Below are 21,718 nucleotides of genomic sequence, written 5' to 3' on the forward strand. Positions count from 1 at the left end.
AAGCACTCCACATGCCGAATCAGGTCCACGAGCAGCAATGATATCGCAGATTAATCAATACATCATTGATAGTGAACTTGGACATGTCGCGTGAACGGCTGTTCTTCTCGTTCCATGACACCCCTCCTCTCGCCCACGCGTAGACGCCCTGCACGGCGCGGACGCACCCTGCTCGCCTGGGGCACCGCCCTGGCGCTCGGTTTCACCGCCGCCGGCTGCGGCACGACCCCCGAGCGGACGTCCGCGCCGTCCCCGTTCAGCAGTGCACCGGCCACCGTCGGAGCGACTGCGGCGGACACCCATGAGCAGCTGCACACGGACGGTGGTGTGCGCGAGTACGTGCTGCACCGCCCCACCACCCGCAACGGGACGTCCAGGCCCCTCGTGATCGCCTTCCACGGGCGTGGCTCCAGCGCCACGGGCCTGCGCGAGCAGAGCCGCCTCAACGCGGCCGCCGACGCGCGCGGCATGCTGGTCGCCTATCCCGAGGGCCTGCGCAAGGCGTGGGGCGCCGGAAACGCGACCACGAGGCAACGGCCGGACCCCGACACCGACGTGCGGTTCACCGAGTCACTGGTGGCCGAACTGGTCCGCACCGAGAAGGCCGACCCTCGCCGGGTGTACGTCATCGGGTTCTCCAACGGGGGCTCGATGGCGCTGCGCATGGCGGCACAACGCCCCGCACTGCTCGCCGGAGCGGCGTCGGTGGCCGGTCAACTGCCTTCGGGACACGCCGCCGTCAAACCCACCGGCGCAGTGCCCGTCATGATCATCTACGGTGCCGAGGACCCCGTACGCCCGCTGGCCGGCCTTCCCACACCGGGGCCGGCGCCCGCGGGCGAGGAACCCGTCACGCCGACCTCGTCGGCCAAGGCGAGCGCAGAGGCGTTCGCCGCGGCCGGACGGACGGGTGCCCCGGCCACGACGACCGGGACGGGCTACGACCGCACCGTGTGGGGCGGGACTTCCCGGGCCGCCGTCCAGCTCATCGTGGTGCACGGCGGCGGACACACCTGGCCCGGCTCGACCATCACACCGCCCCAGGGCTTCGGACGGACCAGCTCCGCGCTGAACGCCACCAGCACGATTCTCGACTTCTTCGCCGCCCGCGCGCGGTAGGAACCAGGACGAAGGACTCCCCATGTCGGATTCCGAACACACCAAACCCCACCGCCGCCGCACACCGCGCGTGGTCCTCCGCAGTGCCGTAGCCGCGTCCGCGGTCGCGGCGGTCGTCGCCGGCGGGGCGTACGCCGTGGGGGTCGGGCCCTTCGCGCGAGGCACCGAAGGCCCCGACCCCACCGCCGTGACCGAAGCGCGGGCATTCCTGGCCGACTGGGCCGCGGGCCGGTTCCCGAACGCAGCCGGCCGGACCACCAGCCCCGGGCAGGCGCGGGACGTCCTGCGCAACTTCACCACGGGGCTCGACATCGCGCGACCCACGCTCACCGCTTCGGTGGCAACGACGTCAGACGACGGGACGGTCACCGTGCCCTTCACTGCCAAGATGCCCGTCACCGGGCTCGGCACCTGGACGTACCGGTCGGAACTTCCTCTGCGCAGGCAGGACGACGGCGGTTGGAAGGTTTCGTGGACGCTGTCGCTGGTCCACCCGCACCTGAGCGCCACCGCCAAGTTCCGCCTCGAGCGGGACGAAGCCGCCGGCGCGCCGAAGGTCACCGACCGCACGGGAGCCCCTCTGTCCGGCGCCACCCACCCCTCTCTGGGACCGGTACTGCCCCTGCTCGACGCAGCGGGCTCCGGTCCGCGCGGCGCGATACGCCTCGTCGACCGGGCCACCGGGGAGGTCAAGGGCACGGAGACCACCTTCGCGCACAAGACCGATCGGTCCGCGGACCGTCCGGTCGCCACGACCATCGACGCCGCGTGGCAGTCCGCCGCGGAGAAGGCCGTGGCCTCCAAGGCCGGCGGGAAAGACGCGGCGCTCGTAGCTCTGCGGATCGACAACGGTGACATCCTGGCCGTCGCCAACTCCCCCGCGTCCGGATTCAATCGCGCCGTCTCCGGTACCTACGCACCCGGCTCCACCTGGAAGATCATCACCAGCAGTGCGCTGCTCCTGAAGAACGCGGTCAAACCCGGGGACGTCGTGGACTGCCCCAAGTACCTCACCGTGGGCAAGCGCTTCCAGAACGTCGAGACGTCCGAGCACCGCAACGCCACCTTCCTGAAGGACTTCACCGAGTCGTGCAACACCGCGTTCATCAGCCTGCGCGGACGGCTCGGCGACCGGGAGCTGGGCGACGTCGCCGGCAGATACTTCGGGGTCGGCCAGGAGTGGCACATCGGCATCCCCTCCTACGACGGGTCGGTGCCCACTCCCCGGGACCAGACCGAGAAGGCCGCCTCCATGATCGGACAGGGCAGGGTGCAGGCCAATCCGATGATCATGGCCTCCGTCACCGCCACAGCGGTCTCCGGCACCTTCCACCAGCCGCGCATCACGCACGACGCCGAGGACACGACGAAGACCACTCCCCTGCCGCGCGACGTCGTCAAGCAATTGCGCGACATGATGCACGCCACCGTCACCGACGGCACGGCGCGGATCCTGAACGACCTGCCCGGCGACATCGGTGCGAAGACCGGCACCGCCGAGGTGTCCGAGGACACACCCAACAACGGCTGGTTCGTCGCCCACCGCGGCAACGTGGCAATCGCGTGCGTCGTCGAGAAGGGGGTCACCGGCGGTTCGTCGGCCGGGCCCGTCGTCCGCAGCCTCCTGGCCGCCGTCCCCGACGACCCGTCGTGAACAGGGCCGTGCGGCACACCGCCGTCTTCTGCGGGGTACTGGTTCTCGCCCTCCTGCTTCGGGCGACCTGGGTGCAGTTCGTACGGGGTGACGACCTGGCCGGGGAACCTCACAACCGGCGCGCACTGATGGAGGCGTTCGCCCAACCGCTCGGCGACATCGTCGTGGGCGGGCGGCCGGTCACAGGATCCACGCGGACCGAAGGACCGGATCTGGCGTACAAGCGCACCTACAAGCACGGCCCCCTGTACGCACCCGTCACCGGTTACCTCTCGCAGGCGCAGGGGGCGACCTTCCTGGAAGGCGTCAACAGGGACCTGCTCAACGGGAGTGACGGTCGACTGGCCCCGGGCCCCCTCGACCTGCTCACCGGCAAGAAGCCGCGTGGCGGCGACGTCGTCACCACGATCGATCCGGCAGCGCAGGAGGCCGCCTACGAGGGTCTGACGGAACTTCGCGCCAAGGGGGCCGTGGTGGCCCTCGAACCGAGCACCGGCAGGATCCTCGCGATGGTGAGCACGCCGTCGTACGACCCTTCCGTCTTCTCCGGCCTCTCGCACAAGGAGGGGGAGGCATTCACCAAGCTCGACGGGGACAAGGACAAGCCGCTGAGCAACCGGGCGATCCGGGAGGCCTATCCCCCGGGCTCCACGTTCAAGATCCTCACGGCGGCGGCTGCCCTCGAGCACGGTGCGGTGACCGACATCAATGCACCGTCGGGAGCAGCGGCACCCTACCGACTGCCGCTCAGCACCACGAAGATCGGCAACGTGGTTCCCGACTCCCTGTGCGACAACGCGTCCATGAAGACCGGAATGCAGTGGTCGTGCAACAACGTCTTCCTCGACGCCGCGCTGAGGACCGGCAAGGACGGCATGCGCGAGACGGCCGAGAGGTTCGGGTTCAACCACGAGCAGTTCACGCCGGTGCGCACGGCCGCCTCCCGCTACCCCTCGGATCTGGACAAACCGCAGACCGCACTGACCGGCATGGGACAGGGCAGTGTGACGAGCACCCCGCTGCAGATGGCCATGGTGACCGCGGGCATCGCCAACAACGGCCGGGTGATGAAACCGTACGTGGTGGACGAGCTACGGAGACCGGACCTGTCGACGGTGGAGAAGGCCCGTCCCGAAGTGCTCAGCCAAGCCGTCTCCGAAGCCACTGCGAAGAAGGTGCAGGAGATGATGGAGCACACCGTGAGCGATGGAACCGGGAACAAGGCGCAGATGAAGGGAACCACGGTCGGCGGCAAGCCCGGCACGGCCCAACACGGTGCCGATGTCCGCGACGAGCGTCCCTACGCCTGGTTCGTGTCCTACGCCAAGCGACCCGACGGAACGTCCCCGGTCGCGGTGGCGGTCCTCGTCGACCCCGAGGACATGGACGTCTCGCGGTCGGACATCGCCGGTGGTCGGCTGGGCGCCCCCATCGCCAAGGCGGTCATGCGAGCCGTCATGGCGCGATCCACCGCCGGTTGAGTCACCTCGACCGCAGCAAGTCGGCCGTTGCGTCCTCCGCCAACCGGGCGGTGTACGAGGCATCCAGCGGGCGTGGGCGCAGGCCCTGGCCCGTGGGGGCCAGGGCCTGCGGGGGCGCGCACCCGTCGAGGGGAGTCAGGTGCGGGCGCCTCGGGGAAGCCTCCTGGTCGTCACCACCAGGAGGCCGGGGACGTTCCGACCGGAACCGTTGTGAGGGCTGAGGTTCGGGCGGGCCGGTGCGTCGGGGCGGGGTTCATCACCGCCGACCGGAACCGGAAGTGGTGGCCACGGTCACGGAAGTCGTCGTGGGCGGTGACCGGTACGGCGGTCGCGCTCCCGACGGCGCCCGCTGAGGGGGCGATCGCCGAAAGACGGCGGACAAGACGTGTAGCAGACACGCGACGCTCCTTCAGGACACCACCAGCACTCGACGCAGCGACTGGTCGCCTCGCTCACCGGTCCGTCGACCGGGAAACACACTCTCGGAGAGATGACTCGACCGAAGGGAGAAAACGGGCGCACGTTACAAGACGAGGACATTTCCGTGACACTCGCCTGTACCCGCCACCCATATCTCGGGCATGCACCCAACATCCCGTGCATGGCACACGCACCGATGGGGGGCAGCACAACAAGCCCTTGCCGTCCGTGCGGCGGCGGCGGAGCAGGACGCGATCCATCACCCCAACGGACCCGGCCGCCGGGTAACGCACACCCTTGCGGTGGGTGCAGGCGTCCACGGGCCGACCCGCCCGCAACGTGACACCGCGACGAACCGCCGGCGCACCGACCGCCCCGTTCGCTGCACGGACGACGCCCCCACGCCCACGACTTGACCTCGTCCACCATCCCCTGCCGGCACCGCCGACCGGTGCGGAGCCCAGACGGGCGAGCACGGAACCGCCCCTCACCTTCACTCCAGACCCGGGACGCGCGACACGCCAGCATCGGCCACACCATCATTGGTTGATTTCATCACTATTGTCTGTCATCAGTCTGATCGCGGATTGCTGATCACGGTGAAGGAAACGCCACCAGCACCCCATTCCGGATACGGAGTACGAACCGTGCGACGTTGCGGCCCGAAGCCCCGGCGAAACAACGGACGGCACCCAGCGGGACCACGCCGGAGCAGAAAACTGGCACATCGTCAGGAAATCGTCCGGGGCACATCCCTGACTGATCCGCCCTCGGTCCGGGCGTCGGTAGCGGATCCGGGGGGCCGGGACGAACACGGCCGGCCCCAAACCCCCTTCTGGAAGAGAGACATGATGACCAAGCACATGGTCCTCGGCAGCCGTGCACGGCGCCTCCTGCGTCCCACCGCGGCCGTGGGGCTGATCGCCGCCGTCGGGCTCGCCGTCCCGCCGGCGAGTGCCGAACCCACGGCCGGCACCGGACCCAGGACCGGCCAGTTCGACCGGCTGGACAAGGTCATTCGCACCGCGAACGTCCCCGGAACCGCCTGGTACGTCGATCCGGCGGCCGGACGGCTGATCCTCACCCTGGACAGTTCCGTGTCACACGCATCGCTCTCGCGGATCTGGACGGCCGCCGGGTCCGACAGGGGCGGCCTCACCATCAAACGCACGCCGGGCAGGCTCAGACCACTCATCTCGGGCGGCGACCCCATCTACTCGCGCACCGTGCGCTGCTCCCTCGGCTTCAACGTACGCCGGGGCGTCAGCACCTACTTCCTGACCGCCGGGCACTGCACCAACGGGGCGGGCACCTGGTACGTCAACGCGGCGCACACCAAAGTACTCGGCCCGACGCTCAGCTCCAGCTTCCCCGTCAACGACTACGGCCTCGTGCGGCACAGCAACCCTGCGAACACCAGGCCCGGCACGGTCGCCGCGCAGGACATCACCTCGGCCGTGAACCCCACCGTCGGCCAGTCGGCCTGCCGCCGCGGGTCCACCACCGGCATCAGGTGCGGCAAGGTGACCGGTCTCAACGTGACCGTGAACTACGGTGGCGGAAGGATCGTCTACGGCATGATCCGCACCAACATCTGCGCCGAACCCGGCGACTCGGGCGGCCCCCTCTACTCGGGCAGGAACGCCGTCGGCCTCACCTCAGGGGGAGCCGGTAACTGCACCAGCGGGGGCACGACGTACTACCAGCCGGTGATCGAGGCGCTCCACGCCAACCGCGCCAGGATCTTCTGAGACAGCCGCAAGGCCCCGGTGCACCCGGGCTCCCTGGCCTCCGGGCCTCCGGGCCTCCGGGCCTCCGGGCAGCGTCGCCCCCGCCGGGTTGTGCTCTGCACCCGGCTCGCGACGTCCGTGGGTGGGCTCCGCCGTCGCACGGCGGAGCCGGCCCGGCTGCTGTCAGCGGCCGCGCGTACGCTACGGGCAACATTCCACGCTGTTGCCAGGGGGCTTCTCCATGCACGTTTCCTCGCGCTGTGGCGCGACCGTCGCGCTCGCCGTGTCGTCGCTGCTGCTCGTCTCCGCCTGCAACGGAGGTACGGACGGTCCCGGGGCTTCCGGCGCCAAGGCTTCCGGTTCGCCGGCCGCACCACCGGAGCACATCTCCTCCGCGCAGGCGGAGCAGGCCCTCGTCACGGGAGACGCGCTGGCCAAGGGCTGGCAGCGGGAGCCGGACACCATCCTGGACACGACGGAGGCCGGGTCCGAGAAGGACCTGCTGAAGGGCGTGCGCGAGGGGTGCGGTCCCCTCGCGGAGGTTGTGAACACGGGACGCCCCGGCGCGGACCACAAGGCCACGGCCCAGGCCGTCTTCTACAAGAAGGGCGAGGAAACGAACCTCGGCCAGGACGTATCGGGCTACACCCGCGCTGAGGCGACGAAACTCATGGACGACCTCCGGAAGGCCGTCAAGGACTGTGCATCGTTCGACGGCACGATGGACGGCGAGAAGGCCACAGTGAAGGTGACCGTCCTGGACGTGCCGAAGTTGGGTGACGAGTCGCTCGGCTACGCCGTGCGCATCACCTACGGCGACCTGCTCATGGACTTCGACATGGCCACCGTCCGCAGCGTCGGCGGCATCACGACCTTCAGGAACAACTACAGCACCACCGGAGACCGCGCCAAGGCCGCCTTCGACAAGGGACTGGCCCGTGCCGCCGAGAAGCTGCAGGCCGTGACCTCCACAACCAAGTGACGGTACTGACGCCCTGTCGGGCGCAGTGGCGGACGAGCCGCAGCCCGCGCCCGAAGGGGCCGTGAGGTGAGACGTGTTCAGGAAAGTCGGGTCGCCATCGGACGACTCCCCCGTGGACCGCCGGCGGAGCGGTACATGCGCGGACCGCGAGGAGAAAGCAGAGGTCCGCCCCGTCGGCCGCTACGGCGACTGCCCCGTTCCGGCAGCCCCGGGGGCGTTGCGGAGGCAGTCCCGCGGGGACCGGCGGCGACCCCGGATCCGCGACGCCCGGCGGGCCGTGCGGAGGAGCGTCCCCGCGCTGCCGGCAACCGGCTACCGGCTAACGCCCCAGCCGGGTCAGCTCCCGGTTCATCTCGGTGAGGAACCTCGTGACGACGTCGAGTTCGTCGGCGCTGAAGCGTGCGCGCACGGCGTCGGTGCTGCGGGCAAGCGGGTGGAAGTAGTCCCGTGCCACTGCGCGGGCCGCTTCTGCGTAGTGCAGGTGCACCACACGACGGTCCTCGGACTCCCTGACCCGCGTCACGTGACCGGCCTTCTCCAGCCGGTCCAGGCACGCCGTCATGGCTCCGGAGGTGAGGTTCAGGTGCCGGCGCAGCCTGCCCGGCGTCATGGGTCCGTCGTCATCGCCGTCGAGGATCGCGATCAGTGCCTGGACATCGGTGAGGTGCAGGCCCTGCGACTGGGCGAACACCTGGGCGATGCGGTTGACCTCCCCGTTCATTCGCCGCAGGAGCACGGCGAACTCGCGGAGTCCGACCGGATCGCCTTCGGCTCCGGTCACGGCAGAAGTGTCAGCTCGACGCATTCGTTCAGGATAGTCTCTCGATGATTGACATAGTTGATGATCAAGCAAGATGAGGGGTGGACCGCATGCGACGTACCGCGCGATGGGTGAGGTGGGTCGTGCCCGTCACACTGGCGACCGTCTGGCTGGGAATCGGCGCGGTGCTGGGTCCGTATGCGGGGAGGCTCGGCGAGGTCGCCACCAACGACCAGGCCGCTTTCCTGCCCCGGTCGGCGGAATCCACCCGGGCGCTCGACGCCCTGCAGGGATTCGAGCAGTCCGAGTCCGTACCCGCCATCGTCGTCTGGACGGCCGACGACACGGGCGTCACCGAAGCCGAACGGACCGCCGCCACCCGCGCTCTCGATGGTCTTGCCGGCCGCCCGGGGCTCGTCGGCCGCCCCTCGCCCGCTTCGGTCTCGGACGACGGACGGGCGATGCAGGCCGTCGTCCCCCTGTCACCGGACCTCGGGAAGGAGCTGCCTGCGGCCTTGGACACGGTTCGCGGTGCAGCACGAGCGGTGCCCGGCACTTCGGTCCAGATCGCCGGTCCCGCAGCGAGCCAGGCCGACCTGCTGGACGCGTTCGCAGGGATCGACGGGCTGTTGCTGGGAGTGGCCCTCGGCGCCGTACTGGTGATCCTCTTGCTGGTCTACCGCAGCGTGCTCCTGCCATTCGTGATCATTCTCGGTGCGGTGTTCGCCCTGGGGCTGGCGTGTGCGGTGGTCTACGCACTGGCGTCCCACGACCTGGTGCGGGTCGACGGCCAGGTGCAGGGCATCCTCTCGATCCTGGTGATCGGCGCCGCCACTGACTACGCACTCTTGTTCGCCGCCCGATTCCGGGAGGAACTCGCCACCGGAACCGAGCGCACGGCCGCGGCGCTGACCGCCCTGCGCCGCTCGTCCGGAGCGATCGTCGCGAGTGCGGGAACCGTGGCGCTCGGCCTGCTGGCCCTGCTGGCCAGCGACTTGACGAACAACCGCGCCCTCGGGCCGGTCGGCGCCATCGGCATCGCGTGCGCGGTCCTCTCGGCGCTGACGTTCCTTCCGGCCGTGTTGGCCGTTCTCGGCCGTACCGCCTACTGGCCGGCCAGGCCCGAGCCGTCCGACGCCACCGCTGACGGGCACGGTGTGTGGCACAAGGTCGCCGCACGTATCGACCGCCAACCGCGAGGCGTGTGGGTGGCCACCGCGCTCGTCCTCGCCGTCTTCGCCGCCTTCTCCCCCACGCTGACGTCCAAGGGCCTTCCGCTCGACGAGCTCTTCGTCAACCAGGCTCCTTCCGTCTCCGCGCAGAACACCCTCGCCCAACACTTCCCCGGCGGATCGGGCAACCCGGCGGTCGTCATCGCCGATGCCGACCGGACCGCAGAGGTCACGGCGGCAGCCGAACAGACCCGCGGCGTGGCCTCGGCGGGCGTTGTCTCCGCCTCCGACCGGCCCGGAGTCGGCGCCCCCCTGATCGTGGACGGCCGGGTGCGCATCGACGTCACACTCGATGCACCGGTCGACAGCGATGCCGCGAAGCACACCGTCGAGCGACTGCGGGCAGAGGTCCACGCGGTGCCGGACGCGCACGCGCTGGTCGGCGGCTACACCGCCCAGAAGTACGACACCCAGGAGACCGCCAACCGGGACCGCACGGTCATCGTGCCCGTCGTGCTCGGCATCATCCTGCTGATTCTCGTGGTTCTGCTGCGGTCCCTGCTCATTCCGGTGCTGCTAGTGGCGACGGTCGCACTGAACTTCCTGGCCACTCTCGGCATTTCGGCACTCGTCTTCCAGAACGGCCTGGGATTCAGCGGCACGGACGCCTCAGTACCGTTGTACGGGTTCGTCTTCCTGGTGGCGCTGGGGGTCGACTACAACATCTTCCTGATGTCCCGGGTCCGTGAAGAGACGCGCAACCACGGCACCCGCCAGGGCGTCCTGCGAGGACTCACCACGACGGGCGGTGTGATCACCTCGGCCGGCGTCGTCCTCGCCGCCACCTTCGCCGCCCTGATGGTGATCCCCTTGTCCTTCCTCGTGCACATCGCGTTCATCGTCGCCTTCGGAGTCCTCCTGGACGCCCTCGTCGTCCGCTCCCTCCTCGTCCCCGCCCTGGTGCTCGACATCGGACCGAGGGCGTGGTGGCCCAGTGTCATGGCCGACCCACGGGGGCGGGGCGGCGGAATCAGTACGCCCGGTTAGGTACGCGTCAAGGGCCGGCAGCCGCGGGATTCTGGCCGTCCGGCCCCGCCCGGACGCCGCCGCGCGACGGACCGTCCGTCTTCCGGGCACCACCGTTGAACGTCCACTGATCACGCCTCCACAAGCTCGCCCCGTCAGGGTCTGCCCGGCGACCCCTGTCGCTGGCCTGAGGCATGTCACGTCACGGCATCGCCGAGCATGAAGGCGGCCACGGCCAGCAGGACCACCGCGAAGACGCGTTGCAGGCGGGGACCGGAGACCCTCGCGGCGAGGCGCCTGCCGTCCCAGGCACCCAGCACGGCGGATGCCGTGAAGGGGCCCACCACCGCCCAGTCGACGGACACCGCCGCGCCGGAGCGGGTGGCGAGGGAGGCCAGGGAATTCGCCGAGACAACGAGCAGGCTGGTCCCGACGGCCGCCGGTACCTCGAAGCCCAGGACGGTGACGAGGGCGGGGACGGCGAAGGAACCCACCGCCCACGCCGAGCAATCCGGTCAGCGCGCCCAGTCCGGCTCCTGCCCCGGCGGCCGCGCCCGGCCGCACTGCGCCGGCTCCTGAACCGGCCGGGACGGCCGGGACGGCCGGTCGGAGCATCTTGACCGCGGCGAACGCGGCCACTGCGGCGAAGGAACAGGTGAGGAGGGCACGGGGCAGGTGAGCGGCTGCGGCTCCGGCGAGTGCCGCCGGGAGGAGGCCGGCGGCGGCGAAGGCCGTTCCCGTCTTCCACCGCACATGCCCAGCGCGAGCGTGGGCGTACAGCGCGGTGAGGGAGGTTGCCGCGACGATGAGGAGGCTCGCGGTGGTGGCCGCGGCGGGCGTGAAGCCGAGCAGGTACACCAACGCCGGGACGGCCAGGACGCCACCGCCTCCGCCGAGGGCGCCGAGCGCCAGGCCGACCGAGGCCCCCGCAGTCAGGGCCAGTATCAGGGCACTCACGCTATCCGGCCGCCCCGTCCGGTGTCGTCCACGACCGGCAGTGCGGCCCTCGCCCAGGCGAGCATGCCCCCGGAGACGTCACGGGCGTCGATGCCGCGGGACGCCATCAGCTCGGCGGCCTGCCGCGAGCGGCGCCCGGATCGGCAGATCACCACCACCGGCCGGCCCTGCGCGTCCGGCGGCAGGGGGGTGCCGGCCAACAACCGGGACAGCGGCAGGTGTACGGCGCCGGGCGCGTGGCCGGCCTCCCACTCCCGGGTCTCGCGGACGTCGAGCAGTACGGCGTTCCCGTCGTCGGTGCGGGTGCGGGCCTCGTCGGGGGTGAGGCGGTCGGCATTGCGTCGGAAGAGGAACATGGCGTGTCCTTGCGTGGCTGAGCGGATGGGAGGGTCAGGCGTGGGTGATGTTCAGGCCCGCCGCGCCGGCGGCGTCGAGGCCGTCGTCCACCGCGACCACGTCCCGTCCGGCGGCGTCGAGCAGGGATGCGGCGATCGCCGCACGCATCCCTCCCGCGCAGTGCACCCACACCGTGCCGTCCGGTACGTCGCCGACCCTGCTGCGCAGTTCGTGGACCGGAATGTGCACCGAACCCTCGATGTACCCCGCAGCACGTTCCGACCGCCTGCGCACGTCCAGCACCACCGGCTCCTCTCCTCGTCCGCGCGCGCGGACGAGGTCGGTGAAGCGGGCGCGCGGGAAGGAGGCGAGCTGCTCGCCGTCCCGGACCCAGGCGGCCGGATCGCCCGTGGCGGCGGCAGCCGGGCGGTCGATGCCGACCCGGGCCAGCTCGCGCTGCGCCTCGGCGATCCGTGCGGGAGCGTCGGCGAGCAGGGTGACGGGCCTGCCCCAGGGAATCAACCAGGCCAGGTAGGTGGCGAGGGCACCCTCGCCCTCGAAGTTGAACGACCCGGCCACATGCCCTTCGGCGAAGGCGATTCGGCCGCGCAGGTCCACCACCCACTCACCCGCCGCCAGCCGCCTGGCGATCTGTTCGGCGTCGGCAGGCTCGGGCGGTGTCAGGTCGATGGGATCGGGGCCGGCGGCGTTGACCGGGCCCATGTGCGCGTAGTACGCGGGCACGTCATCCAGCCCGGCCAACATCCGCTCCACGAAGAGATCCACGTCCGTGGTCAGCGCCTCATTGGTGGCGCGCTCCTTGCCGATCGTGGTCGCGTCGCCCTCTGCCTGGGACGAGGAGCAAAAGCTGCCGAACCCGTGCGTGGGCAGCACCGGCACCTCGTCGTCCAGCTCCGCCGCGAGGCGGTGGGCGGAGGCATGCTGCGCACGGGCCAGCCGCTCGGTCAGCCGCGGCTCCACCAGATCCGGGCGACCCACGGTGCCGATCAGCAGGGACCCGCCGGTGAACGCCGCCACGGCGCGCCCGTCCTCTTCCAGTACGTAGGACGTGTGGTGCGGGGTGTGCCCGGGGGTGGCGACCGCGCGCAGCACCAGGTGCTCGTCCACCCGAGCGGTGTCGCCGTCGGCGACGGGGATGCGCGCGAACGACACCTGTGCCGAGGCGGGCACCAGATAGGCCGCGCCGGTGACGCGGGCCAGCTCGAGGCCCCCGGAGACGTAGTCGTTGTGCACATGCGTCTCCGCCACGTAGGCGATACTCACGCCCCGCCGCGCCGCTGCCGCGATCACCCGGTCCAGGTCGCGCGGCGGGTCGATGACGACCGCACCGCGGGCGCCGCCGGTCAGATAGCTGCGATTGCCCAGGCCCTCGATGTCCAGGGTGTCAACGAAGAACACGGCCTACTCCTCCACAAGAAGAATATTACCCCGGGGGGTATCTCACGCTCACCCTAACAGGAATACCCAGGGGGGTATTCCTGGTGGACTGTCCGGCCCGTGCACGCGGCGTCTCGATCCGACCCGCAGATGAGGAAGGGGCCGCACCGCGGAAGTGCGGTGCACCGTGCCCCGGAACCGAGAACACCTGCGTGACCAGGACAGACCACGCATCCGCCGGTGGCAAGGACCTGCTCGATCGCAGTACTGACCGGACCGACGGGACAGCCGGATGGCACGGGCCGGCACAGCGTCGCACCGAGGGCACGACGAGAGCGCACCGAGGTACCCGGCCGCCATGGTGCACCTGCCCCGGGATCCCTCGGCCAAGCACGGCGCACATGCGCCAACGGCCGCGCGCCGGTATTCCGCCGGGCGCCGGCACGAGCCGTCAGTAGGCGCCGCCGCCCTCCACGACCGCCCTGACCGTGCGGCACAGGACGCCGAAGTCCACCGACGGTGACCAGTTGTCGACGTAGCGCAGGTCCAGAGCGACCGTCTCGTCCCAGGACAGGTCGGAGCGACCGCTCACCTGCCACAGTCCCGTGAGCCCGGGCTTGACCGCGAGACGGCGCAGTTCCACGTCGTCGTAGCCGGCGACCTCCTCCGGCAGCGGCGGCCGCGGGCCCACGAGCGACATGTGGCCCAGCAGGACGTTGTAGAGCTGGGGCAGTTCGTCCAGCGAGTAGCGCCGCAGCAAGCGGCCCGCACGTGTGATGCGCGGGTCCCGCCGGATCTTGAACATCCGGCCGTCCTGCTCGTTGGCGCCCGCGAGGTCCTGCTTGAGCTGCTCGGCGTTGACGACCATGGTGCGGAACTTGAACATCGTGAAGGGGCGTCCGCCCTGCCCGATCCGGACCTGCCGGTAGAACACACCGCCCGGCGAGCCCATCGACACCGCCACCGCCACCGCGGCGAAGACGGGAGCGAAGAGCACCAGCAGGAGCGCGGAGCCGAGCCGGTCGGTCACCGCCTTCAGCATCGCCGGCGCGCCGTTGCGGAGCGGAGGGGCGACATGCAGCATGGTCAGTCCGGCCACGGACGAGACCTCCACTCGGCGCCTCGCCACCTCCGACAGTCCGGGGAGGACGATGAGCGGATGGCCCTCGCCCTGCAGGGCCCAGGAGAGCCGCCGCAACCGTTCACCCGACATGCCGGGACCTGCGGCGACGAAGACCAGATCGGCCCCCAACGCGCGCACGGCCTCGAGCACCGGAACGGAGTCATCCGTCAGACGTTCCGGCGGCCGACGGTCCAGTCGGGCACAGACCGGGATGGCGGAGTCAGGGCCCTCCTCACCGATGGGGCACATCCCGACGACGACGAACTCGTGGTCCGTACGCCGTGCCAGATGGCCGGCGAGACCGTCGACGGCACTGGCCTCACCGATCACCACCGCCCGGCGCACCGCCCTCCCCTCACGGCGCAATGCGCGCAGGTGACCGTGGATCAGCGACTGGCACACCGTCCCCATCACGGCGCACGGAACGAGTCCGGCCACGGCGAGCGGGGCCGGGGTCCTCTCCCCCACGACGATCCCCAGCACGGCGAGCATCCCCACCAGCACCAGCCAGTCGCGCAGCACGGGCCCCACATGGCCGTTCTCGCCAAGGCTCCGCGTCGCGTAACGTCCGCGCGCCGCACGCACCGCCACCCACCCAACGGCCACCACGCCGGCACACCACACGGCATGCACCCCGCCCGACGACCGGAACACCATGTGCACCGGAACGGCCGCCCAGGAGACGTCCACGGCGACCGCCAGCGGCAGGTACCAGCCCGGTTTCCCCGGAACGCCCCGCCCCAGTGGAGGCCGCTGCCCGACACGCCGAGCCTGCCCGCCACCGGTCGGCGACAGACCGGTCCCGGTGGACCCGAACAGCCACATTCGCCCTCCTACTGGCTCCGACGTTTCCCGTGGTCTGCACACCTCACCGTGGCGCGCCGGTGGCGAAGGGAGGGGCCTCACCGCACCTGGCGCGGGCCGGCGCGCACGGAGGCGTCACTTCGATTCACCGCAGGCAGGTGGACGCCGTCATGATTGTCCGACCCATTCACTTCGCCCTCTCCCTGACGCACCCGACAGGAGGAAAAACACCCCATTCGCAGCATCCGCCACGAGCACCGCCTGCGCGGCGATCAGTGGCACGCCGGATAGGGCTCCACCCGCGCTTCGAGGGGTGACACCAGAGCCTGCCGCCACACGGACGGAGCCCGGTCGTCGATGGGTTCCACCAAACGGAACGTCAGGGTGCGCGAGGTGCCTGCGGGAAGCTCCACATCGGCGGTGAAGACAGGATGTGAACGCTCGACGACGCTGCTCGCCGTGATCGGTCGACCGTCCAACGTCGCACCGTCCATCCCCGCGCCCGGGCTGGCGTAGTAGGACACCAACAGGCGGTTGTCACCGGCGCGCGTGCGGTAGGCGGGCTCGTCGCCGCGCAGGGTCACGTAGTCGGGCAGGCCCGACGTGGGAGCACCGTTGTGCAGCCGGATGCGGACCGTGACCTCCCGCCCCCTCTCGGTACAGCGGCCCGGGATCCACTGCATCTGCCGCCGCAGGTAGTAGTCCAGCTTCCCGCCCGCCGCGTTGTTCACCACGAGACCGGCGAAGGGCCCGCCCCGGGGAAGTGCTCCGCCCAGCGGCCGCGTCTCCAACAGGCGCTGCTCCGCCGGATCGGCGCTCCACACCTTCAGCCGCTCCTGCGCGACCACTTCACGCGCGGAGGCCAACAGCGCGGGAAGCCGGTGGGCGTCGTCCACGGCCTCGGTCAGTTTCACCGCGGCGGCACGGGCCACGTCCAGGAAGAAGGCCTTCCGCCGTACGACGTCCGCGTAGCGGGCGTAGCCGATCCGCTCGGTCAGGTCCACCACGTTGCCGCCCGTCAGCGCCGAGCCGTCCGGGAGCTGAGCCGGGCCCGCGGCTGCGAGCAGGAGCCCCAGTGCACTCGGGTCCAGGGCCACCACCCCGTCGAGCCGCTGACCGCTGTAGGCGGTCCAGGTGGCCGCCCAGATGCGCGCCGCATAGGGGAAGTGCGGACTGATGTTCGAGTTCGCCCAGGTCCCCGTCGGGTCGTTTCCCGCGTACTGGGCTGCGAATTCCGTCCCGAGATCCACATCGGGTTTGATCCGGGCGCTCTCCAGGAGGGTGTTGTTGCCGAAGCTCTCGAAAGCCAGGTGACCCCTGGTGGCGGTCAGCACCGCGAACGCCCCCGCCACTCCACCGGTGCCACGCGCCTCAGCGGTGTTCTGGAAGACCACGAAGTAACGGCGCGGCGCCTCTCCGCCCAGCATGCCCGGCAGCACTCGTCCCGCGACCGCCGCATCGGCCATCGCCGTGGCAAGCACATCGGTCTGCACGGCCAGCCGGTTCCTGACGCGGTCCACGGCCGGCAGCCACGTGTCCTGCGGCAGTTTCCCGGCCTGCTCCCGCACCCGCGAGGCCGCGCGCGAGGCTCGCTGCAGCGCCGGCGCCTTCTCCTCCAAGGCCGACATCGCCCCCTCCACCCCGCCTTCCCCGGCGCCGGAGACGACCCCGACCAACGGCGGAAGCACCTCGTGTGCCAACTGGTCGGCGATGTCCGCTGCCCCGCGCACGGTCGCCATCGGACCGCCGACGAAGGGCACGTGCGCAGCGACGGACCACACCGGACCCGACGTCCACCGTCGCGCCGCGGCGGTGTGTGCCGAAACGGCACCCATGGCCCCCGCCTGCTCCCTCCGCGCCCCCGCACCGCCCGCCGTCCGGCCGTCGCCCGCCCCAGGCCCGGGCGCGCCGGTGAACGACTGCCGCATTCCGGCCAGTCCGCGTTGTGCCGCCGTCAACTCCGCCCGTGCGTACAACCCCGTGACGACGAGCCAGACCGCACCCGCGCCCACCGACAACGCGACGACCGCCAGCCAGAACCTGACGGTGCATACGCGTGCTGCCAGCCACTCGTGAGCCCGGGTGACGGTGCGGGTGCTCGTCATCGCAGCCCCCGTACCGTCACCGCGACGTCCCTACGACGGCACCGGCCGGCCACCACCAACCGGCAACGCGGCCCGCACCACACCCGCCAGCACCGAAAGAACGACATACCCCACAATGACGCAACGCCCGGTGGTCCCAAACGGACGCCGCCCCGAATCACCCTGATGCCCCGTCCGGGCAGGGCCCGGGGCCCACCCCACCGAGGCCCCGCAGCCACCGCCCCGACGGACCGGTGCTACGACGGCGTCCGCTCAGCCATCAGCGAACCACCTTGGAGCCCGGGCCTCCCGGTACTTGGATGTCGGTATGGAGATCTTGGTTCTTGGGGGAACGGCCTGGGTGGGCCGGGAGCTGTCTCGACAAGCGGTGGAACGCGGCCACCGGGTGACGTGCCTCGCGCGCGGCGACAGCGGGGACGTCGCCGCCGGAGCAACGCTGGTGCGTGCCGACCGGCGGGACGCGTCCGCGTACGCGTCCGTGATCCGGCGCGACTGGGGCGCGGTGTTCGAGGTGTCCTGGCAGCCCGGTTTCGTCCGCGGGGCGCTCGACGCGTTGGCCGGCCGGGCAGGCCACTGGACCTACGTGTCCTCGGTGAGCGCCTACGCCTCCCACGCCGCCCTCGGTGCGGACGAGTCGGCGCCGCTCCTCGCCCCCACCGACCGGAGCGAGGTCGACCGCACCGCGTACGGAGCGGCGAAGGTCGCCTGCGAGCAGGCCTCGGCAGCTGCTGTGGGCGACCGGCTGCTGATCGCCCGCGCGGGGCTCATCGGGGGTCCGGGCGATCACAGCGGACGCTCCGGCTACTGGGTGGCCCGCGCCGCGCGGGACCCGCACGGACCGATGCTGGTCCCTGACACACCGTCCGCGCCGACCCAGACGGTCGACGTGCGGGACCTCGCCGCCTGGCTGCTCGACGCCGCGGAGTCGGGTCGCACCGGCACCTACGACGCGGTCGGTCCGGTGGTTCCGTTCGCCGAGTGGACCGATCTCGCCCGCGTGATCGGTGGGCACTCCGGGCTGGTGGTCAGCGCCGACTCGGCGTGGCTGCTCGCCCATGGCGTGGCCCAGTACATGGGCGACGAATCGCTGCCGATGTGGCTGGTCGAGCCGGGTTGGGAGGGCTGGTCGGCGCGCTCCGGAGCGGCGGCTCTGGCAGCGGGGCTCAGGCACCGGCCCAGGGCAGAGCTGCTGGCCGACACGCTGGCCTGGGAGCGCGAGCAGGGTCTGGACCGGGCCCGGCGCGCCGGCCTGAGCATCGAACGGGAACGCGAGTTGCTCTCCGCGCTGGGGTGACGCCCCGGGAGCTCGGGGCGTGGTGTCCCGGATCCCTACGGCCGTGCCACCCGACGGTGCCCAGAGGGGTCCCGGAGCGCCCGCGGCCCCTGACGGCCGGACCTCCGTGTCAGGACTGACCCCGATCAACGGCCCACGGCCACCTCGGGGACCGCGGCCGTGCTGACGGCGCGTACCGCGTGGCGAACGGGGTCGAGTGCGTTGCGTCCCGTGCGACCCGCACAGGAGGCAACGGCATCCGCGGGGCGGGCACGGTCATCGGCGCCGCCGCACCGGGTGAACAACACGTTCGGGCAGCGCTGGACAGCTCCGGACACCGCCGAGCCTGGAAAGTGGACACCGGCTGCCACGACGCTGTTCACATGAACGCCGGACGCCCACAGAAGGACCGGGCAGCGGACCACCCCCCTCGGACGGGAGCAGCGCCACGGCCCGCCCGGGCCGATGAAGCACTGCCCCCGGCCGGGGTCTGCCCCGTCACCCCGGCTCTCTGACGCGCCCCCGGATGCCGCCAGGCTCACAACCGGCCGCCCCGGCACCGCCCACACCCACACGTGAAGGAGCATCACCATGACGCCCCGCCCTGTCCGTGCCGTGACCACAATGATCGCCGGCGCGGCCCTCTGCGCCACCACCGCCACCACCGCCACCACGGCCTCCGCCTCCGCCGCGCAGGACGCCGAACGGCACGCGCCGAAGATCGTCACCGCCTGGGCCCGCGCGTGGAACGGCACCGATCCCCGGGCTCTCGGCGGCCTGTTCACCAGCGACGGCACCTACACCGACACGGCCATCGGGCTCACCTTCCACGGCCGCCAGGAGATCTCCGGGTGGAAGGCCCGAGCCGACAGTCTCATCGACAACGTCCACGTCACCGTCCGTGCCGCCCACCGCAACGGTGACCGCATCACCGTCGAAGCTCTCTACTCCGGCCATCTCAAGGGCGCACCCAGGCCGTTCGCCGTACCGATGACCACTCTCCTCGCCCTCGACAAGCGCCACTGCCGGATCTCCTCCGACCAGGACCACTACAGCCTCGCCACCGTTCTCACCCAGTCGGGCCTGCCCACCGACTGGACCCCGCCCGCCCGCTGACCGGCAGTCGCCAGGGGCTCCCACGGGCGGGCGCGCCGTCACCCGCTGCCCAGCGCCCGCCCAGGGGCATCCGTCGCCACGCTTGGGGTCACGGAGGGGGGTGGGCGTCCCGCCCGTCACCGGTCTGTCGGGGACTCCTGCGGCCGACAGCCGCCTCCCGCACCCGCCGACGCTCCGCTCCGACGGACGCCGGGGTGCGGTCAGCCAGCCGTTCCGACGCCGTCGAACGTGGACCACAGCCGCCCCGGTGCGCTACGAACTCCCCCTGCCCCGGCACCTCGATGTCGGTGACCGGCGCATGCTCTACGGCCATGCCCGGCCGTCCGGCGACCGAAGCGCCGCCCGGAGGACCCATCTCCGGGCGGCTCCTCGGGCGAGGCCTTGTCCCACAGGCAGCCCCGGTGCCGGCCCACCCGGCTGAGAACCAAGCCCACGCCGCTGGCAGAACTCGTGGACGGTCAGGATCACCTGGACGTTCGGGTGCCGTCCGTTGAAGCGGCGGGCCATCGCGCCGGCCTGCTCGTACTCGGGCCAGACCTTGACGCGGGCGGAGACCTTCTCGTGGAACACCTGGAAGCAGACCGGCTCCAATGCGTCGAGCTGGGAATGGAGTTCCTGGGTGGCGGTCGAGCAGCGGGCGTAGCCGATCCGGACGCGTGACCGCTGCCTTCAGTTGATCACCTACCCACACCCCGACAACCCTCTCTCACCCGGGAGTTCAGGACGTCTCGCCGACCGAGAACGCACGAGCCCTGAGACCGCCAAGGGTACGCTTCCCGTGGTCCGCGTCGAGGACGCTGCGTTTGCAGGCCCCGCCCGCGTCTCCTCATCGTCCGGCAGGCTAGCGAACCGCTCACGCGAGGTAGTCGACGAAGCAGACGTCTGACGACGGGGTGCAGTTCCGGCGGACACCGATGATCGGCTTGGAAGCCCACGGGCAGATACCCTCGGGCACCCCATTGGGCAGGACGGGGAAGTATCCGCCGAGCCTGATGCGGTGGAGCATTCGCCGTGTCGCGGAGGGCAGGCAGGCGAGGGACAGCCTTTTGCCGTGTTCACGGAGACTCCGGTCGACGTCGACAAGCGGCTGGGCGCCCGTGCTGTCGATGAACCGCAATCCACACAGATCAACGGTCATGTCGCGGTGCTGGGCATGGAGCGCGGCATTGCGGAAGGCCTGCTGAATGATCGGTACGGTGAGGATGTCGGCCTCACCATGGAGGGCGACGAGCGCGTGGTCGCGCGTGAGCGTCGTGACGACGTAGAGGTGCATGCATGCTCCAGCCGGGATGGCACGGTCGGAAACCGCCAGGGTCCGGAGCGGCATCGTACGGAGGCCGACCGTGATGCGGCCGTCCTCGTAGGTTTTCACCCTATTCACCTTCACCCACACTTGCGCGCCGATATGAGCACGAAATCATTCAATTCTAAATCTTGCTGCATAATGCGCAAAACAGAACGCATTGCGTATGAGAATGAAACGATTCTGATCGAATTAGTTCCCTTCTGTCGCGCGATGAGGTTGCCGCCCCGGTCCGGGCACGATGGACTCCGGTCGGGTCACCACGTGAAGGGCCACGTCGACGAGCTTGCGGTTGCTGCTGCGGGCGAGGCTGCGCAGCACCGTGAAGGCCTCGTCGAGGGATGCGTTCAGACGGTGCGCGAGAAAGCCCTTCGCCTGTTCGATGACAACCCGACTGTTCAAAGCGTGTTGGAGCTGCTCGGCGAGCAGCTCCCGGTTCCGTGAGGCGCGTTCCTGGAGGATGCCGATGGTGGCGATGTCGGCGAGTCCCTGTCCGAGAGCGGCATTTCGGTCGTCCAGGATGCCTGGCTGGGCACGGAAGAGGTTCAGTGCGCCGATGATCTGTCCGTTGCGGCGCATGGGCAGCGCACACACGCTGCGGAAGCCCTCCTGACGAGCGGCCTTGGCGAAGCGGGGCCAGGGCATCTCCTCGGCTGCCACGCCGAGGTCGGGATCGTCGTAGTCGATGCGTCGGCGTTCGTTGAAGCAGACGACACAGGGGCCCTGGAACGCCTGCAGCTGGAGGAGTTCCAGTAGCCGGGCCTTCTCACTGGAAGCGGCGATCAGCTGGAGCCGGCTCTGGAGATCCGTCAACAGGATGCCGGCTGCGTCGACGTCCAGCAGGGATACACAGCGTGCGGCGAGCCGATTCAGAAAATCGACGACGTCGAAGTCCTCGACCAAAGTGTCGGCCAACTCCACAAATGTTGAGATCAAATCCTCTTCACTCGCCATGGGGC

Annotated in this window: 16 protein-coding genes and 1 pseudogene; 8 read left to right on the forward strand and 9 right to left on the reverse strand. The window is 70.6% G+C overall.

Annotation, left to right across the window (positions count from 1 at the left end; genetic code table 11):
* Positions 1–114 precede the first annotated feature (114 nt).
* The 5 genes from ACFXOM_RS06930 (at position 115) to ACFXOM_RS06950 (ending at position 7,386) form a co-directional block, all read left to right on the forward strand.
* On the forward strand, positions 115–1,119 hold the full coding sequence (locus tag ACFXOM_RS06930) for an alpha/beta hydrolase family esterase (RefSeq protein WP_384927952.1): 1,005 nt from the start codon (positions 115–117) through the stop codon (positions 1,117–1,119).
* A gap of 22 nt (positions 1,120–1,141) precedes the next feature.
* Complete coding sequence (locus tag ACFXOM_RS06935; RefSeq protein ID WP_384947310.1) at positions 1,142–2,773, forward strand: penicillin-binding transpeptidase domain-containing protein; 1,632 nt, start codon at positions 1,142–1,144, stop codon at positions 2,771–2,773.
* Positions 2,770–4,254, forward strand: coding sequence for a peptidoglycan D,D-transpeptidase FtsI family protein (locus tag ACFXOM_RS06940; protein WP_384927958.1), 1,485 nt, complete (start codon positions 2,770–2,772; stop codon positions 4,252–4,254). Before ACFXOM_RS06935 ends, ACFXOM_RS06940 begins: the two co-directional genes overlap by 4 nt.
* A gap of 1,268 nt (positions 4,255–5,522) precedes the next feature.
* A complete protein-coding gene (locus ACFXOM_RS06945) occupies positions 5,523–6,425 on the forward strand; it encodes a S1 family peptidase (protein ID WP_384947307.1) in 903 nt (300 codons plus the stop codon).
* Positions 6,426–6,645: 220 nt separating this feature from the next.
* Positions 6,646–7,386: a hypothetical protein gene (locus tag ACFXOM_RS06950; RefSeq protein ID WP_384927963.1), complete on the forward strand. Its 741-nt coding sequence runs from the start codon at positions 6,646–6,648 to the stop codon at positions 7,384–7,386.
* Positions 7,387–7,705: 319 nt separating this feature from the next.
* Here ACFXOM_RS06950 and ACFXOM_RS06955 read toward each other — a convergent pair whose 3' ends face one another.
* The gene (locus tag ACFXOM_RS06955; protein ID WP_384927966.1) at positions 7,706–8,191 is read right to left on the reverse strand and encodes a MarR family winged helix-turn-helix transcriptional regulator; all 486 of its coding nucleotides are present in this window, start codon (positions 8,189–8,191) and stop codon (positions 7,706–7,708) included.
* Between the two features lie 65 nt (positions 8,192–8,256).
* On the opposite strand from ACFXOM_RS06955, the gene ACFXOM_RS06960 reads away from it, so the two are divergent.
* Entirely contained in the window at positions 8,257–10,365 is a 2,109-nt protein-coding gene (locus ACFXOM_RS06960; protein WP_384927968.1) for an MMPL family transporter, read from the forward strand.
* A 176-nt stretch (positions 10,366–10,541) separates the two neighbouring features.
* Here the strand turns inward: ACFXOM_RS06960 and ACFXOM_RS06965 are convergent.
* From ACFXOM_RS06965 to ACFXOM_RS06985, 5 genes and pseudogenes are all read right to left on the reverse strand, one after another.
* Positions 10,542–11,301 (reverse strand): annotated as a pseudogene (locus ACFXOM_RS06965) (sulfite exporter TauE/SafE family protein).
* The gene (locus tag ACFXOM_RS06970) at positions 11,298–11,657 is read right to left on the reverse strand and encodes a rhodanese-like domain-containing protein (protein WP_384927973.1); all 360 of its coding nucleotides are present in this window, start codon (positions 11,655–11,657) and stop codon (positions 11,298–11,300) included. The pseudogene ACFXOM_RS06965 and the gene ACFXOM_RS06970 overlap by 4 nt, the downstream one beginning before the upstream one ends.
* Positions 11,658–11,691: 34 nt before the next feature.
* Complete coding sequence (locus ACFXOM_RS06975; protein ID WP_385037223.1) at positions 11,692–13,056, reverse strand: rhodanese-like domain-containing protein; 1,365 nt, start codon at positions 13,054–13,056, stop codon at positions 11,692–11,694.
* A 430-nt stretch (positions 13,057–13,486) separates the two neighbouring features.
* Positions 13,487–14,983, reverse strand: a complete 1,497-nt coding sequence (locus ACFXOM_RS06980) for a sugar transferase (RefSeq protein ID WP_384927979.1) — start codon at positions 14,981–14,983, stop codon at positions 13,487–13,489.
* Between the two features lie 251 nt (positions 14,984–15,234).
* Positions 15,235–17,067 carry a DUF4012 domain-containing protein gene (locus tag ACFXOM_RS06985; protein ID WP_384927982.1) on the reverse strand — a complete coding sequence of 611 codons (1,833 nt, stop codon included), beginning with the start codon at positions 17,065–17,067 and terminating at the stop codon, positions 15,235–15,237.
* 307 nt (positions 17,068–17,374) lie between these two features.
* Here ACFXOM_RS06985 and ACFXOM_RS06990 point away from each other — a divergent pair, with 307 nt between their 5' ends.
* Together ACFXOM_RS06990 and ACFXOM_RS06995 are read left to right on the forward strand one after the other, a co-directional pair.
* Positions 17,375–18,361, forward strand: coding sequence for an NAD-dependent epimerase/dehydratase family protein (locus tag ACFXOM_RS06990; protein WP_384927985.1), 987 nt, complete (start codon positions 17,375–17,377; stop codon positions 18,359–18,361).
* Between the two features lie 570 nt (positions 18,362–18,931).
* Positions 18,932–19,456, forward strand: coding sequence for a nuclear transport factor 2 family protein (locus tag ACFXOM_RS06995; protein WP_384927988.1), 525 nt, complete (start codon positions 18,932–18,934; stop codon positions 19,454–19,456).
* A gap of 303 nt (positions 19,457–19,759) precedes the next feature.
* Here the strand turns inward: ACFXOM_RS06995 and ACFXOM_RS07000 are convergent, their stop codons facing one another.
* From ACFXOM_RS07000 to ACFXOM_RS07010, 3 genes are all read right to left on the reverse strand, one after another.
* Entirely contained in the window at positions 19,760–20,047 is a 288-nt protein-coding gene (locus ACFXOM_RS07000) for a hypothetical protein (protein ID WP_385037226.1), read from the reverse strand.
* 262 nt (positions 20,048–20,309) lie between these two features.
* Entirely contained in the window at positions 20,310–20,828 is a 519-nt protein-coding gene (locus ACFXOM_RS07005) for an STAS domain-containing protein (protein ID WP_384927993.1), read from the reverse strand.
* A 123-nt stretch (positions 20,829–20,951) separates the two neighbouring features.
* Entirely contained in the window at positions 20,952–21,713 is a 762-nt protein-coding gene (locus ACFXOM_RS07010; RefSeq protein ID WP_384927996.1) for a GAF and ANTAR domain-containing protein, read from the reverse strand.
* Positions 21,714–21,718 lie beyond the last annotated feature (5 nt).

Source organism: Streptomyces sp. NPDC059169 (assembly GCF_042755225.1).
Classification (GTDB): domain Bacteria; phylum Actinomycetota; class Actinomycetes; order Streptomycetales; family Streptomycetaceae; genus Streptomyces.

What these genes read in the sequence shown, in the direction of transcription:
- ACFXOM_RS06990 (WP_384927985.1), top strand. Translation starts at nt 17,375, where the DNA reads ATGGAGATCTTGGTTCTTGGGGGAACGGCCTGGGTGGGCCGGGAGCTG.
- ACFXOM_RS06935 (WP_384947310.1), top strand. Translation starts at nt 1,142, where the DNA reads ATGTCGGATTCCGAACACACCAAACCCCACCGCCGCCGCACACCGCGC.
- ACFXOM_RS06945 (WP_384947307.1), top strand. Translation starts at nt 5,523, where the DNA reads ATGATGACCAAGCACATGGTCCTCGGCAGCCGTGCACGGCGCCTCCTG.
- ACFXOM_RS06930 (WP_384927952.1), top strand. Translation starts at nt 115, where the DNA reads ATGACACCCCTCCTCTCGCCCACGCGTAGACGCCCTGCACGGCGCGGA.
- ACFXOM_RS06985 (WP_384927982.1), bottom strand. Translation starts at nt 17,067, where the DNA reads ATGACGAGCACCCGCACCGTCACCCGGGCTCACGAGTGGCTGGCAGCA.
- ACFXOM_RS06980 (WP_384927979.1), bottom strand. Translation starts at nt 14,983, where the DNA reads ATGTGGCTGTTCGGGTCCACCGGGACCGGTCTGTCGCCGACCGGTGGC.
- ACFXOM_RS07010 (WP_384927996.1), bottom strand. Translation starts at nt 21,713, where the DNA reads ATGGCGAGTGAAGAGGATTTGATCTCAACATTTGTGGAGTTGGCCGAC.
- ACFXOM_RS06960 (WP_384927968.1), top strand. Translation starts at nt 8,257, where the DNA reads ATGCGACGTACCGCGCGATGGGTGAGGTGGGTCGTGCCCGTCACACTG.
- ACFXOM_RS06950 (WP_384927963.1), top strand. Translation starts at nt 6,646, where the DNA reads ATGCACGTTTCCTCGCGCTGTGGCGCGACCGTCGCGCTCGCCGTGTCG.
- ACFXOM_RS06995 (WP_384927988.1), top strand. Translation starts at nt 18,932, where the DNA reads ATGACGCCCCGCCCTGTCCGTGCCGTGACCACAATGATCGCCGGCGCG.
- ACFXOM_RS06955 (WP_384927966.1), bottom strand. Translation starts at nt 8,191, where the DNA reads ATGCGTCGAGCTGACACTTCTGCCGTGACCGGAGCCGAAGGCGATCCG.
- ACFXOM_RS06970 (WP_384927973.1), bottom strand. Translation starts at nt 11,657, where the DNA reads ATGTTCCTCTTCCGACGCAATGCCGACCGCCTCACCCCCGACGAGGCC.